This window comes from Streptomyces sp. NPDC040718, assembly GCF_055593565.1.
Genome location: NZ_JBVIXO010000006.1, coordinates 309,767 through 323,359, shown reverse-complemented (window position 1 = coordinate 323,359; position 13,593 = coordinate 309,767). Strand labels below are relative to the sequence as shown.

Sequence of the window (13,593 nt, the reverse complement as noted above, 5' to 3'; positions counted from 1 at the left end):
CGTGTTCCGGACGGCCGAAGGACACCGCAGTCACCGCGACGGCGGTCACCACCACCCCTCCCGCCGACGCCTGCGGGCCCTGGCCGGCGCTGCCGCCGCCGCGGGCATGTTCCTCGCCGTGGGCTGCTCGTCCGGTGACGACGGACCGGGGGAGGCGGCAGGAGGCGTGCAGGTCGTCGAGAAGGGCAAGCTGACCACCTGCACCCACCTGCCCTACCCGCCGTTCCAGTTCGAGCAGAACGGCAAGGTCGTCGGCTTCGACGTCGCCCTGATCGACCTGGTCGCGAAGAAGCTCGAAGTCGAACAGAAGATCCTCGACACGCCGTTCGAGAACTTCAAGACGGGCGCCTTCCTCAACTCCGGCCAGTGCGACCTGGCCGCGGCCGGCATGACCATCACCGACGAGCGCAAGAAGAACGTCGACTTCTCCGTCCCCTACTTCGACGCCACCCAGGCCCTGCTGGCGACGAAGAAGAGCGGCATCACCTCCCTCGCCGACCTCAAGGCCAAGGGGAAGAAGCTGGGCGCACAGGCCGAGACCACCGGCGAGAGCTACGCCAAGGCCCAGGGCTTCAACCCGGTCGCCTTCGAGAGCTCGGACGCGGTGCTCAACGGCCTGCGCACCGGCCAGGTCGACGCGGTCGTCATCGACTACCCGGTCGTCCAGGGCTGGCTCAAGGACCCCGCCAACGCCTCCGAGTTCGCCCTCGGGCAGAACATCGACACCGGCGAGAAGTACGGCTTCTCGGTGAAGAAGGGCAACACCGCCCTCCTCGCCGCGATCGACAAGGCGGTCACCGACGCCAAGGCCGACGGCACCTACAAGAAGATCTACGAACAGTGGATCGGCCCGCTGCCCCAGGCGACGTCGTGACCTCACGGCTCACCCGGCGGCAGCGGCGCCGCGTCTGGCAGGGCGTCCAGTACGCGGTGTTCGCCGCCGTGCTGGTCCTGGTCGGCGTACTCGCCGACTGGGGCCGGCTGCAGAACCAGTTCGCGCAGACGGACCTGGCCCTCAGGCTCTTCCCGAAGATCATCACCATCGCCCTGCGGAACACGGTGGTGTACACCCTCTCCGGGTTCCTGTTCGGGCTGGTGCTCGGCCTGGTCATCGCCATGATGAGGCTGTCCTCGGTGGCCCCGTACCGCTGGGTCGCGAGCGTCTACATCGAACTGTTCCGGGGCCTGCCCGCGCTGCTGATCTTCATCTTCGTCGGCGTGGCGGTCCCCCTGGCCTTCCCCGGCACCGCCATCCCCGGCGGTACGTACGGAAAGGTCGCCCTCGGCCTCGGCCTGGTCGCCGCCGCCTACATGGCGGAGACGATCCGCGCCGGCATCCAGGCCGTCCCCAAGGGGCAGATGGAAGCCGCCCGCTCGCTGGGCTTCTCGCACGGCCGGGCCATGGTGTCGGTGGTCATCCCCCAGGCGTTCCGCATCGTCATCCCCCCGCTCACCAACGAACTGGTCCTCCTCTTCAAGGACTCCTCACTGGTGCTCTTCCTCGGCGTGACGCTGGACGAGCGGGAACTGACCAAATTCGGCCGGGACCTCGCCAGCGAGACCGCGAACTCCACCCCCATCCTCGTCGCGGGCCTGTGCTACCTCCTGGTGACCGTGCCGCTGAGCTTCGTGGTGCGCCGGCTAGAGGCCCGTGCCGACAAGGCCACGTGAGGAACCGATGCCACAGACGACGGGAACGGGCGACACGATGGGCAGCGACCGCCCGGAGATCGAGATCCGGGGACTGCACAAGTCCTTCGGCGACAACCACGTCCTGCGGGGCATCGACCTCGACATCGCCCGGGGCGAGGTGGTGTGCGTCATCGGGCCCTCCGGCTCGGGCAAGTCCACCCTGCTGCGCTGCGTGAACCTGCTGGAGGAGCCGACCCGCGGACAGGTCTTCGTCGGCGGTACGGAACTCACCGACCCCGACGTGGACATCGACGCCGCGCGCCGCCGCATCGGCATGGTCTTCCAGCAGTTCAACCTCTTCCCGCACATCGACGTCACCGCCAACCTCACCCTCCCGCAGCGCAGGGTCCTGGGCACGGGCAAGGAGGAGGCCGCCGCCGTCGCCCGGACGAACCTGGAGCGCGTCGGCCTCGCGGGCAAGGCGGACGCCTACCCGGCCCAGCTCTCCGGCGGCCAGCAGCAGCGCGTCGCGATCGCCCGCGCCCTGTCCATGCGGCCCGAGGTGATGCTCTTCGACGAGCCGACCTCGGCGCTCGACCCGGAACTCGTCGGCGAGGTGCTGTCGGTCATGCGCGTCCTGGCGGGGGAGGGGATGACCATGATGGTCGTCACCCACGAGATGAGCTTCGCCCGGGAGGTCGCGGACCGCGTCGTGTTCATGGACGGCGGCGTGATCGTCGAACAGGGGCCCGCGGAGCAGGTCGTCACCCGGCCGCGGCACGAACGCACCCGCGACTTCCTCGACCGCGTCCTCGACCCGGCGGCGGCCGAGGCACCGGCCGCCGAGGAGGCCCCGCCGGAGGGCTGAGGCTACGTGGCCGAACGCCGCAGCAGGTAGGTCCCGGCGGCCGAGACCAGGACCGCCATGCAGGCGATGAACACCAGCCCGGCGCCCTCCAGCCCGATCGGCTCCACCAGCACGCCCACCCCGATGACCGGCACCGAGATGCCCGCGTACGCCACCACGAACAGCGTCGAGATCACCGCCGCGCGCCGGTCGGCCGGCGAGGCCCGCGCCACCACGGACAGCGCCCCGCGGAAAGCCAGCCCCTGGCCCGCCCCGCCGACCAGCGCGCTCAGCACCACCAGCACCAGCAGTTCCCAGTGCAGCGCGCCCGCGAGCAGCGCGAGCCCCGCGAGGAGCCCCGCGCAGCCCAGCGGCAGCGACCGCCGCGCACCGACCCGGCCCACGGCCAGCTGCCCTCCCGTCGACGCGAAGAAGGCCAGCGCGACGACCAGCCCGCTCACGGCGCGGTTGTGCACCCCGAGGGACTGCGCGAGGAAGGCGGGGCTGACCGAGGTGAACACCCCGAACAGCGCGAACCCGACGAACGAGGCGATCGCCGCCGGCCCGAACACCGGCCGCACCGGAGGCGGCAGCCCCGGCCGCTGCGGCCGTACGGTGGCGAGGGGCCGCCGCTGCCGTACGGTCTCCCCGAGCCCCAGCATGACGGCGACCGAGGCCGCCACCAGTACGAGGTGCACGGTGAACGGCAGGTACAGCGGCCGCGGCGCGTACTGCGAGAGCAGCCCCGCCAGCAGCGGACCGCAGCCCAGCCCGCCCATGTTCGCGGCCGTCGCCACGAACGTCGCCCGCCCGGCGCCGCCCGGCGGGGCCGACTCGATCACGTAGGCGGTGGCGGCGCCGGTGAACAGGCCGGCCGACAGCCCCGACAGCAGCCGCCCCGCGTACAGCCAGCCCAGCCCGGTGGCCAGCAGGAAGCACCCGGCGCTCGCCGCCGCGAACCCCAGTCCGGCCAGCAGCACCGGCCGCCTGCCCACGGCGTCGGAGGCGTTGCCGGCCAGCAGCAGCACCCCGATGACCCCGAAGGCGTACACGGCGTACACCACGGTCACGGTCAGCTCGGAGAAGCCGAACTTCTCCTGGTAGAGGCCGTAGAGCGGGGTCGGCAGCGTGGTGCCCGCCATGCACACGGCGAACACCGCCCCGCCGAGCACGCACTGCCGCCAGCCCCGGCGCATCCGGTCCATGCCGCCGACGTTAACCCCGCCCCCCACCCGGGCCCCGCCCCGCGCGCCCGAATCGCCGGGACGTCGCCCACCCGCCACGCCACCGGCCGCCGAACCGCGGGACACCCCGCTGAGCTGCCCTGACGGCCGGACTCAGTCCGCGTCCGGTGCGTCACCCGTGCCGAGTCCCGCGTCCCGGGCGCGGACGACGGCCTCCGCCCGGGTGGTGACGCCGAGCTTCTCGAAGATGCGGGTGACGTGGTTGCGCACGGTCTTCTCCGCCAGGAACAGCTCGCGGGACACGCGCCGGTTGTCGTGGCCGCGCGCGACCAGTTCGAGCACCTCGACCTCGCGCGGGGTCAGGGCGGGAAAGAGCCGTTCCGCTCCGCGCCGGCCGCCCCCGGTGGCCAGTACGGCGATCCGCGCGGCCACGTCCGGCCCGAACACCGTGCCCCCGGCGGCCACCGTGCGCACCGCGTGCAGCACCTCCTGCCGCCCGGCGCCCTTGAGCAGGTAGCCCCGGGCGCCGGCCTGCAGGGCGGCGAGGAGGGCGCCGTCGTCGTCGGCCATCGTCAGCACCAGCACCGACAGCCCGGGGTGCTCCTCGGTCAGGCGCCGGGTGGCATCCAGACCCGACCCGTCGGGCAGCGACAGGTCCATGACCACCACCTGCGGCAGCCACGTCCCGACCGCGCCCGCCAGCTCGGCGAGCGTCTCGGCCTCGCCCACCACCTCGATGTCCTCGGCGCTCTCCAGCGCCGACCTCAGCCCCTTGCGGAACAGCGGGTGGTCCTCCACGAGCACCACGCGGACCGGGGTCTTCTCGCACTGCATGGCCCCACTATGGGCGAGGGACGCGCACGGCGATCCACAACCCGGCCCGCTCGGCGCGGCTCCCGCCCCGCTACCGGGGCCGCACCTGCGCCGGCGTCTCACCGGCCCGGTCGCTGACCCCCCCCCGGCCGATGATGGCCACGGATGGCTGTTGATGCCGGGCACGTGCCCGCCGACCGAGTGCTGCGTCGAGGTGCCCCCGGCGGTCCGTACCACGGGGTCGGCCGAGCCGTCCGCGTGTACAGGAACTGGCCGTCCCGGACGGCCGGGGCGGGGGCCGCCTGAGCCGTCAGCGCCATCCGGTCCAGCAGCCGCACGGCCGCCGGCTCGGGCGGCGGCAGCCGGGTCATCGCCTCGCGGTGGCGGCGCGCCGCCCGGCGGGTGTTGCGGATGACGTTCGTGGCGACACCGAAGAGCCAGGCCCGCCGGCTGGCGACACCCTCGAGCGTGTCGCGCAGCCGCCAGGCCTACAGGAAGGTCGGGGAGACGATGTCCTCGGCTCCGGCGCGGTCGCCGGTCATGCGGACGGCGTGCGCGAACACCGCGTGGGCGTGTTCGTCGTAGATGTCCGCGAACGGTTGGGGGTTCACGCTGGGAAGTGTCCGCGGAGCCCGCTCCGTTGCGTGTGACTCCGGTCACGCGACACGCCCGCCGGTGCAACGGAAGCCCTGATACCGCTCAAAACGGAATCTTGCCTTCGAAAGGGCCGACCCGCCAGCGGATATGGCGGAACGTCACTTTACCGTCCGGATCAACGCGCTTACAGCCCGTGGCAGTTGACTGGGGCAACATACGGTTTCAGTAACCGAGACGAACTCCACGGTAATCGTCCGAGGCCTCGACTGTTCGTATAGCTTCAGCTCGTCGCCGCCGCACCCGGGACACGGGGTCCGCGCGGGGAATCGCGGCGACAGGGATGCGACCACTCCCATGACAACAGCCACTCGAACCAGTGCCTTCCGTGTCGATGCTTACACACCGCACTGCCAGGTCATCGCCGACGAAGGCGGCCACGCCGTCATCGGCATCTCCCCCGGCAACTCCTACTTCTCCGCCCAGCGTGTACACGCCCTCGCCGAGTGGGCGCTCGACAACTTCGAGCAGGCCGACCTGATCTACACCGACCTGCACGTGGCCGAGATGTACGAGGCCATGGGCTATCCCCCCGACGAGGCCCGCCGCAAGACGGTCAAGAACCTGCGCGGAGTGCGCGCCAAGGTGACCAACGCCGTTGCCGACATCGACCCGTCCGGCACCCGTTTGCGCGGCAGGCCGATGTCCTCGCTGCGCGGCATACCGGCCTACGACACCATGCACGCCGACCTGCTGGAGCGGCTGCACACCGACCCGGCGTTCGCCGAGACCTGCAACGAACTCGTCGACATCTTCCTGTCGTCGAAGGTCCTCGGCGGCCAGCAGCCCACCGCCCACCAGCGGGCGGTCTGCCTGGACTACGTGTGCGCCGAGGCGCCGCTCTTCCTCGACACCCCCGCGATCCTCGGCGTCCCCTCGTCGCTGAACTGCTACCACCAGGCACTGCCGATGGCGGACCTGCTCTACTCGCGCGGCGCCGGACTGCGGGCCTCCCGCAACCAGGGCCACGCCGTCGTCACCCCCGCCACCGAAGGAGACCAGCTGTGACCACCCACGCGGAGCCGATCCTCGAATTCCCCTTCACGTGGGACGGAACGCACCTGCCCACCGAGGTCGACGAACTGCCCCCGGTGGTGAAGGTCCGCACCATCGCCGGCGCCGAGGCCTGGCTCGTCTCCTCGTACGAGCTCGTCAAGCAGGTCCTCGAAGACGACCGGTTCAGCCTCAAGAACACCTCCGACCCCGGTGTGCCCCGCCAGTACGCGCTGACGATCCCCCCGGAGGTCGTCAACAACATGGGCAACATCACCGGCGCCGGCCTGCGCAAGGCCGTCATGAAGGCCATCAACCCGAAGTCCCCGGGCCTCCAGCAGTGGATGGACGAGTACGCCGCCGAACTCGTCGAGCGGATGCTCCAGCACGGCGCCCCCGTCGACGTCCGCACCATGTTCACCGACCCGTTCTCCGAGGCCATGCACTGCCAGATCCTCGGCATTCCGCACGACGCGGCCCCGCTGCTCGCGGAGTCGCTGCCGATCGCCTTCATGAACAGCGCCACCGAGATCCCCGCCGCGCGCCTGAACTGGGACCGCGACATCGCCTACATGAAGGACCGCCTCGACGACACCGGGACGGGCCTCATCGGCGACCTCGCCAAGCTGCGCGGCACCGAGGGGTACGAGCACGTCACCGACGAGATGTTCGCGACGGTCGGCGTCACCCTCTTCGGCGCGGGCGTCATCTCCACCGCCGGGTTCCTCGCCATGGCGCTGGTCACCCTGCTCACCCACCCGGAAGAGGCCGACTACCTGGCCGACCACCCGGAGCTCATGCCGCAGGCCGTGGACGAGCTGCTGCGCATCAACCTCTCCATCGGCGACGGCCTGCCGCGCCTGGTCATGGAGGACATGACCCTGGGCGACGTCCAGGTCAAGGCGGGGGAGCTGGTGCTCGTCCTGCCAGAGGGCGCCAACTTCGACCCCTCGGTCTTCCCGGACCCGCACCGCCTCGACTTCACCCGCGCCAACTCCTCCGCCCACTTCTCCTTCGGCGGCGGCTCGCACTACTGCCCCGCCACCGCCCTCGGCAAGAAGCACGCCGAGACCGCGCTGCTCGCCCTCCTCAAGGCCATGCCCCGCATGCGGCTGGCCGTGCCGGTCGAGCAGCTCGTGTGGCGCACGGGTTTCATGAAGCGCCTGCCCGAGCGTCTGCCGGTGATGTGGTGACGACCGTCTGACCGGCACCGTGCCGTAGGCCCGGCCCCCGCCCCTCACGGGAGCGGGGGCCCGGCCCGTTCCACCCGGGCCCGGTCCCCGACCCGGACCGGGCCCGGGCCGGCGACCGTGGCCAGCGCGTCCAGCCGCATGTCGTGCCCCCGCGCGACAGCGCGCAGCACCAGCGGTGAGTGCGGCAGGTCCTGCTGGGCCTCGCCGGTCATCGCGCACCGCTCGCTGGACGGCTCGAACCGCACGCGCGACGAGCCGCCGCCGATCCGGGCGGTGGCGCCGAACCACAGGTCCTCCACGAACGGCGGCGTGCCCGGCGGCGTCTGGGCAGCGGTTCCCGGGGTGCCCGTGGACGAGCGCCGGTTCCGGCCGAACCTGCTGGTGCGGGATAGCGCCAGATCCGCTCGACCGTGCCGAGCACCGTACCGTCATCCATGCGTCCTGGTCACACGGGGCAGGGCCGGTGCTCCAGGCCGAGTTCGCGGTCGACCGCGTAACTGGTGCGCATGGACGCCTCGGTGACCTTCTGCCAGGAGCCGTACTTGACGTAGAGCTGGTCGGCGGTCGGTCCGAGCGGGTTGCCGTACTTGGCCTGGTTGCGCTCCTCCAGGACGCGGACCTCCTCCGGGGTCATGCCCGCCCGGGTGATCTCCTTGGCCTGGTTGCGCATGTCGACCGTCTCCCGGGCGATCTCCTCGTCGGAGGAGCCCGACCGGCGCATCGCCGCCTCGGTGCGGTGCATGTCCTCCAGCAGGCCGTGGTAGCGCATCCGGGTCCGCTGGGCCTCGACCTTCTCGTCCATCGGCAGCACACGGATGCGGCACACCACGGGATCGGCGCTGGGACACGGGTCGTCGGCGGCAACCGGCCGGGCCAGCGGAGCGGTGATGACCGAGCCGCACGCGTCGGCGGCGACGGAGGCGGCGGCCGGGGCGAGCAGGGCGGCGGACGCGAGGAACGGTACGAGGGCACGGCGCAGGAACGCGGAGGAAGGACGCATGCGCGCCATCCTGGGCGGGCACGCCGCACCGGTTCACGCAGGCGCACCGCCGGCCGCTGCCGATCACTCCTACGGGGAGACGCCCCCGGCGTCCCCGCCCGCGTCCGTCCCCGCCCGCGTCCGTCCCCGCCCGCGTCCGTCCCCGCCCCCTCACCGCTGGCAGCGGCCGAAGTCCACGACGTACGTCCCGGCTCCGGTCGCGCCCGACCCGGCCGGGTCGGCCGCGCCGGGCTGCGCCCAGCCGCCGAACTCGCGCAGCGAGGAGTCCAGGATGATCGCGCGGTGACCCGGGCTGTTCATCCACCACTTGACGGCGGAGTTCGGGGTGCCCGAGCCGCCCCAGCCGTTGTAGGTGATCTCGGAGACGCCCCAGGACCTGGGGTTGGGGCAGTAGCCGGCGCCCATGATGCGGCTCTGCGGCGTGGAGCCGGTCCGCGGGTTGGTGTGCGAATCCTTCCAGGGCCCCCACCACTTCAGCTGCACGGCCGCGGCCGCGTGCTGCCGGGCCGCCTCGGTCAGGGACGCGTTCACCGTCAGGGCGGGCAGTCCGCGCTGGGTGCGCTGGGCGTTGACGAGGCACAGGACTGCGTCCCGCTCCTGGACGCCCCCGCCCGGGGGCCGGGCCGCCGCCGCGGCGTCGCAGCCGACGGCCGTCGCGGACGGCGCGGCCACCGGCACGAGCACGGCGGACAGGACGGCGGCCACGGCCAGATGGACCGTGGTACGGGTACGTGAAGTGCGGCTGCTCACGGGCTTCCACCTCCTGCGGACTCGGAACAGGGGTTGCGGGCGGTGTGGAGGAGCCCAGCGCTGAGGCTGCTCCCTCCAGCCTGGCACCCGGCCCCGCTGATCGCCATCCGGCCCGCGGCGCGCGGAGAGTTGCGGGACGGCCGGGCGGCACCCTCAGCCCGGCGGCTGCTGTCCGGCCTCGTCGGTGACCCGCTCCAGGTCGGTCATCAGCGAGTCCAGCCACAACACCGCCGCGTAGTACGGCCTCGGCGCGCCCGGAGGCTCGGCCTCGAAGCCGTCGAAGGCCGGGTCCCGCAGCACGACCGGCGTCCGCGGGGTGTCGCCGCCCGGGTCCAGCCACGCCGACACCAGCAGCATCCGCCCGGCCACCCGGTCCCCGAGCCGGGTCACCGCCGCCGCCGGCTCCCGCTCCAGCGCCGGTACGAGGACCCGCGCGGGCACCGCCAGCAGCCGGTCCGCGCCCCACAGCGTGTGGTGGCCGGCCAGCAGCACGGCCTGCCAGTCCTGCCCGCCCGTGCCCGAGCCCGGCGCCGGCCCCGCCGGCCCGTGCGGCTCGCTCTGGTACTGCGCGTACGCCGACTCGGCCAGGATCAGCGAGTGTTGCAGCGACCGGTGCCCCGGCGCGCCGCCCACCGGCTCCCGCACCCCGCCCGCCGCGAGCCGGGCGGTCGTCGCCACCACGATCTCCGCGGCGCCCCGCAACAGCACCGCCGTCGACCGCCGCAACTCGTCCTGCGCACCCCGCGGCCAGGCCAGCAGCCCGAACACCGCGCCGATCGCGCTGCCGGTCAGCACGTCCAACAGCCGGAACTCGGCGAGCTGCCAGGTCGCGGGCGCCAGCTGGGCGAACGCCAGGGCGACGACCACCGTGAACAGGGCCTGTGCCCACCCCACCCCCTTGACCGGCCCCAGCGTGAACGCGGCCAGCATCAACGGCGGCAGCGCCGCCGCGTACACGGCCGTGTCCGACCCCGCGAGCGCCAGCAGCCCCGCCGCCGCCAGCGCCCCGACCAGGGTCCCCGTCAGCGCGATCCGTACGGTGGAGCGGGTCTCGCGCACCGTCGTACGGGTCAGCGTCAGCGTCGCCAGCAGCACCCAGAACCCGTGCGGCAGGCTGTCCTCGCCGGCGATCACCCGCGCCGCCGCCAGCGCCAGGCTCAGCCGCACCGCGTTCTGGAAGAACACCGACCGCCGCTCGGCGTGCCCCGCCAGCCGGTGCCACCACAGCCGCGCCGCGCCCATCCGCGCGTACCAGAACCGGCCCGGGGCCGCCCGCTCCGCCCCCGCCCGCCCCCGCACCGCGATCCCGGCCGCCGTCGACATCGCCAGCGCGGCGTCCGCCACCTCCAGCACCGCCGCATGCCGACGCAGCACCGCCGGACCCTCCCGGCCGTCCGGGCCCGCCGCCAGGGCCGCACGGGCCCGCAGCAGCTCCCCGTGCGCGTCCCCGGCCGGCCCCCGGCCCCGCCCCCGCAGCAGTCCGGCCGCCTCCCCGGCGGTGTCCCGCACCGCGCCCAGCACCTCCAGGCCCGCCGCTCCCGGGGCACCCGCCACGGGCGGCAGCCCCGCCAGCCGGACCAGCAGGGTGCGGGCCGCCAGCCCCGTATGGGTCAGCGCCCGGTCCCGCAGCCCCGGCCCCGCCGGCCGCTCCGCCTCCGGCACCCGCGAGGGCCGCAGCGCCGGACCGGCCTCCCGCGCCCGCAGCTCCGCCGCCGCGGACAGCGCGTACGGCGCCGCCGCCAGCTCGGCCGCGCACACCCGCGCGCACTCGGCGGCCCGCGCGGCCAGCTCCCGGTACGGGACGGTCGGCGGGTCGGGCAGCAGGAACGCCTCCGCCAGCACCAGCAGTGCGAGCCCCACCGTCGCACCGGCCAGCCGCTCCCCGAGCGAGCCCGGATCGTACGGCGGGAACGACGGCAGGATGTACATCAGCTGGAGCCCGGGCCCCGCCCCCGCCGCCCTAGGCCCGCCCACCGCGACGAACGCCAGCACGAAGCCGGCCACCAGCATCCCCAGGACCGCGCTCCAGGTCCGCACCGACAGGAACGTGCCGATCGTGATCAGCACCCAGCAGGCCGGCACCAGCCGCAGCACCACCGCGGCACGCTGCCGGCCGGTGCCGGGGATGTGCGACAGGCCCGCCAGGGCCACCGCGGCGAACAGCGCGTAGGTCGCGGCGACGGTCGAGCCGAAGCCGTACAGGAACAGGTAGAACCCCGCGCCGCCGGCCAGCGTGACCCGCACCGAGCGCCGCGCCGCCGCCGCCCAGCCGGCCGGCAGCCGCCTCCCGGGAACGCCACCCATGCCACCAGCATCACCCGCGACCGCCCGCCCGGCACCCCGCGGCCGCCCTTGGAGCCGCCCTCCGCCGGGGCGCGAGTGGCGGTCCAGCACCGCATCGGTTCGAGCTGACACGGTTACGACCAGGACGCGGGCCGGACCGTCCCGCCAGAGCACTCCGGTGCCAGGCCGGCGCGCCGTGCGCGCCCAGGGGCCCGCACGGCGCAGCGGCAGGGGCCGGGAGCCCCGGAACGCAGGCGTGAGTCTCGACCAGTCGAAGGCCTGCCGACCGAAGGCTGAGGAGAAGGAGTTCCACCAGTGAAGACCGTTCTGACATCCGGCAGCACCCCCCGCGGCGGCTCGGCGGACACCGCCGTCACCGCCACCGTCCGCGCGGAGGTGCTCGTCTGATGGCGAAGTCGACCCCCGGCCTGTTCCGGATCATGAAGGAGGACCTGGAGGTGGTCGTCGCCCGCGACCCCTCCATGCGCAACCGCCGGGAGGCGCTGCTGCACGCGGCCCTTCCCGCCCTGTGGGCCCACCGGATCGCGCACCGGCTGCACCGGCGCGGGCACCGGATGACCGCGCGGATCATCGCCTGGAACGCCCGCCGCAGCACATCCGTGGAGATCCACCCCGGTGCCGTGCTCGGCCGGCGGGTGTTCATCGACCACGGCGCCGCCGTGGTGATCGGCGAAACCGCCGTCGTCGGGGACGACGTGACCATCTACCACCAGGTGACGCTGGGAGCGGTCGGCTGGTGGAGCGACAACAACCGGCCCGAGGGGGACCGCAGGCACCCGGTGGTGGGCGCCCACGTCGTACTCGGTACCAACGCGACCGTGCTCGGGCCCGTCACCATCGGCGCGCACGCCGTCATCGGCGCACAGGCACTGGTGAACAAGGACGTGCCCGCGGGCGCCCGGGTGCTCGCCGCCACCGCGGTGATCAAGCCCGTCGGCCAGCGGCCGCAGCCGATGGAGGACCTGTACGCGATGACGGCCTCGGCCGGCTCCTGGTAGCCGGGCCCCGGCCGCGCGGCACCGCACCGCCCCCGGCCCCGCTCGCCGCGATCCCGCTCCACCCTGCCGAACACCCCCCACGAAGGCCGCGACGGGCCGCGGCGGACCACCTCCGCCCGCCCGGCACCCGGCCGCACGAACCGACTTGTGAGGAACCACACGTGGAAAGCCGTGAGACGCGCCGCATCGCAGACAGCATCGCGGACCTGGTCGGCTCGACCCCGCTGATCCGCCTGCGCTTCGACGACTCGGCCCCGGGTGCCGAGGTGCTGGCCAAGCTGGAGTCCGCCAACCCGATGTCCACCAGCAAGGACCGCGCAGCCCTCTACATGCTGCGCGCCGCCGAGGAGCGCGGCGAACTGACGCCCGGCCACGGCACCGTCATAGAGGCGACCTCGGGCAACACCGGCATATCCCTGGCAGCCCTCTCCGCGGCCCGCGGATACCGCTGCGTCATCGTGCTGCCCGACAGCGCCACCGCCGAACGGATCGCCCTGCTCAACGCGCTGGGCGCCGAGGTCGTACGGACCCCCCGCGACGCCGGCTACCCCGGCGCGATCGCCAAGGCCGAGGAGCTGCACGCGGCGACCCCCGGCTCCTGGTTCGCCTGCCAGCACGAGAACGCCGACAACGTCCGCGCCCACTACGAGACGACCGGCCCCGAGATCTGGGCCGACACGGCGGGCCGGATCGACGTACTGGTCTGCGGCGTCGGCACCGGCGGCACCCTCAGCGGCATCGCGAAGTACCTCAAGGAGCAGGACCCGCGGATCCGCGTCGTCGCGGTCGAGCCGGAGAACTCCCCGGTGCTGTCCCAGGGAGAGGGCGGCCTGCACCGGATCCCGGGCCTCAACGGCGGCTTCGTCGCCCCCACCACCGACGTCTCGCTGATCGACAACGTGGTGACCGTCTCGGACGAGGACGCCATGGCCGCCGCCCGCGCGCTCGCCCGCGAGCAGGGCATCTTCGTCGGCGTCTCCTCCGGCGCCGTCGCCCACGCCTGCGGCCGGCTGGCCGCGCACCCGGACTACATCGGCGCCTCGATCGTCACGATCCTGCCCGACACCGGCGAGCGCTACCTCAGCGTGTGGAGCGAGACCGCCGCGCCCGCGGCCCGGCCCGCCCGGCAGCCGGCCCCGGCGCCCTCACCGGCCACGGCTCCGGCCCAGGTCCTGACCACCAGGTCCTGACGCCTCCCGCCCGGACGTCCCCGCCCGTCCCCCAC

14 protein-coding genes are annotated in these 13,593 nt (G+C 73.6%); 7 read left to right on the top strand and 7 right to left on the bottom strand.

The window, feature by feature from the left end:
* Positions 1–106 precede the first annotated feature (106 nt).
* From ACZ597_RS18395 to ACZ597_RS18385, 3 genes are read left to right on the top strand one after another with little or no spacing between them, the layout of a single operon-like run.
* Positions 107–874: an ABC transporter substrate-binding protein gene (locus ACZ597_RS18395; RefSeq protein WP_471331335.1), complete on the top strand. Its 768-nt coding sequence runs from the start codon at positions 107–109 to the stop codon at positions 872–874.
* Positions 871–1,671, top strand: a complete 801-nt coding sequence (locus ACZ597_RS18390; protein ID WP_471330910.1) for an amino acid ABC transporter permease — start codon at positions 871–873, stop codon at positions 1,669–1,671. Before ACZ597_RS18395 ends, ACZ597_RS18390 begins: the two co-directional genes overlap by 4 nt.
* A gap of 37 nt (positions 1,672–1,708) precedes the next feature.
* Positions 1,709–2,500, top strand: coding sequence for an amino acid ABC transporter ATP-binding protein (locus tag ACZ597_RS18385; RefSeq protein ID WP_471331332.1), 792 nt, complete (start codon positions 1,709–1,711; stop codon positions 2,498–2,500).
* A gap of 2 nt (positions 2,501–2,502) precedes the next feature.
* Here the strand turns inward: ACZ597_RS18385 and ACZ597_RS18380 are convergent, their stop codons facing one another.
* The 3 genes from ACZ597_RS18380 to ACZ597_RS18370 all read right to left on the bottom strand — a co-directional run bounded on the left by ACZ597_RS18380 (position 2,503) and on the right by ACZ597_RS18370 (position 5,087).
* The gene (locus ACZ597_RS18380; RefSeq protein WP_471330908.1) at positions 2,503–3,684 is read right to left on the bottom strand and encodes an MFS transporter; all 1,182 of its coding nucleotides are present in this window, start codon (positions 3,682–3,684) and stop codon (positions 2,503–2,505) included.
* 132 nt (positions 3,685–3,816) lie between these two features.
* Positions 3,817–4,497: a response regulator gene (locus ACZ597_RS18375; protein WP_471330905.1), complete on the bottom strand. Its 681-nt coding sequence runs from the start codon at positions 4,495–4,497 to the stop codon at positions 3,817–3,819.
* Positions 4,498–4,964: 467 nt separating this feature from the next.
* Entirely contained in the window at positions 4,965–5,087 is a 123-nt protein-coding gene (locus ACZ597_RS18370) for a hypothetical protein (RefSeq protein WP_471330902.1), read from the bottom strand.
* A gap of 340 nt (positions 5,088–5,427) precedes the next feature.
* Here ACZ597_RS18370 and ACZ597_RS18365 point away from each other — a divergent pair, with 340 nt between their 5' ends.
* Positions 5,428–6,138 (top strand): cyclodityrosine synthase, encoded by a 711-nt coding sequence (locus ACZ597_RS18365; RefSeq protein WP_471330899.1) that lies wholly within the window; start codon positions 5,428–5,430, stop codon positions 6,136–6,138.
* Positions 6,135–7,316 carry a cytochrome P450 gene (locus tag ACZ597_RS18360; protein ID WP_471330896.1) on the top strand — a complete coding sequence of 394 codons (1,182 nt, stop codon included), beginning with the start codon at positions 6,135–6,137 and terminating at the stop codon, positions 7,314–7,316. Before ACZ597_RS18365 ends, ACZ597_RS18360 begins: the two co-directional genes overlap by 4 nt.
* Before the next feature lie 44 nt (positions 7,317–7,360).
* Here ACZ597_RS18360 and ACZ597_RS18355 read toward each other — a convergent pair whose 3' ends face one another.
* The 4 genes from ACZ597_RS18355 to ACZ597_RS18340 all read right to left on the bottom strand — a co-directional run bounded on the left by ACZ597_RS18355 (position 7,361) and on the right by ACZ597_RS18340 (position 11,370).
* Positions 7,361–7,615 (bottom strand): hypothetical protein, encoded by a 255-nt coding sequence (locus ACZ597_RS18355; protein WP_471330894.1) that lies wholly within the window; start codon positions 7,613–7,615, stop codon positions 7,361–7,363.
* 146 nt (positions 7,616–7,761) lie between these two features.
* Entirely contained in the window at positions 7,762–8,316 is a 555-nt protein-coding gene (locus tag ACZ597_RS18350; protein WP_471330891.1) for a hypothetical protein, read from the bottom strand.
* Positions 8,317–8,466: 150 nt separating this feature from the next.
* Entirely contained in the window at positions 8,467–9,066 is a 600-nt protein-coding gene (locus tag ACZ597_RS18345; RefSeq protein ID WP_471330888.1) for a CAP domain-containing protein, read from the bottom strand.
* Between the two features lie 153 nt (positions 9,067–9,219).
* Positions 9,220–11,370 (bottom strand): FUSC family protein, encoded by a 2,151-nt coding sequence (locus tag ACZ597_RS18340; RefSeq protein ID WP_471330885.1) that lies wholly within the window; start codon positions 11,368–11,370, stop codon positions 9,220–9,222.
* Between the two features lie 386 nt (positions 11,371–11,756).
* Between ACZ597_RS18340 and epsC the strand changes: the two genes are divergently transcribed.
* Both epsC and ACZ597_RS18330 read left to right on the top strand, forming a co-directional pair.
* Complete coding sequence (gene epsC / locus ACZ597_RS18335) at positions 11,757–12,368, top strand: serine O-acetyltransferase EpsC (protein ID WP_471330883.1); 612 nt, start codon at positions 11,757–11,759, stop codon at positions 12,366–12,368.
* A gap of 161 nt (positions 12,369–12,529) precedes the next feature.
* Positions 12,530–13,558: a PLP-dependent cysteine synthase family protein gene (locus ACZ597_RS18330; RefSeq protein ID WP_471330881.1), complete on the top strand. Its 1,029-nt coding sequence runs from the start codon at positions 12,530–12,532 to the stop codon at positions 13,556–13,558.
* Positions 13,559–13,593: the final 35 nt, after the last annotated feature.

Bases quoted from the DNA above. Each gene is read 5' to 3' on its own strand.
- ACZ597_RS18365 (WP_471330899.1), top strand. From the start codon at position 5,428: ATGACAACAGCCACTCGAACCAGTGCCTTCCGTGTCGATGCTTACACA.
- ACZ597_RS18340 (WP_471330885.1), bottom strand. From the start codon at position 11,370: ATGGGTGGCGTTCCCGGGAGGCGGCTGCCGGCCGGCTGGGCGGCGGCG.
- ACZ597_RS18375 (WP_471330905.1), bottom strand. From the start codon at position 4,497: ATGCAGTGCGAGAAGACCCCGGTCCGCGTGGTGCTCGTGGAGGACCAC.
- ACZ597_RS18380 (WP_471330908.1), bottom strand. From the start codon at position 3,684: ATGGACCGGATGCGCCGGGGCTGGCGGCAGTGCGTGCTCGGCGGGGCG.
- ACZ597_RS18385 (WP_471331332.1), top strand. From the start codon at position 1,709: ATGGGCAGCGACCGCCCGGAGATCGAGATCCGGGGACTGCACAAGTCC.
- ACZ597_RS18350 (WP_471330891.1), bottom strand. From the start codon at position 8,316: ATGCGTCCTTCCTCCGCGTTCCTGCGCCGTGCCCTCGTACCGTTCCTC.
- epsC (WP_471330883.1), top strand. From the start codon at position 11,757: ATGGCGAAGTCGACCCCCGGCCTGTTCCGGATCATGAAGGAGGACCTG.
- ACZ597_RS18395 (WP_471331335.1), top strand. From the start codon at position 107: ATGTTCCTCGCCGTGGGCTGCTCGTCCGGTGACGACGGACCGGGGGAG.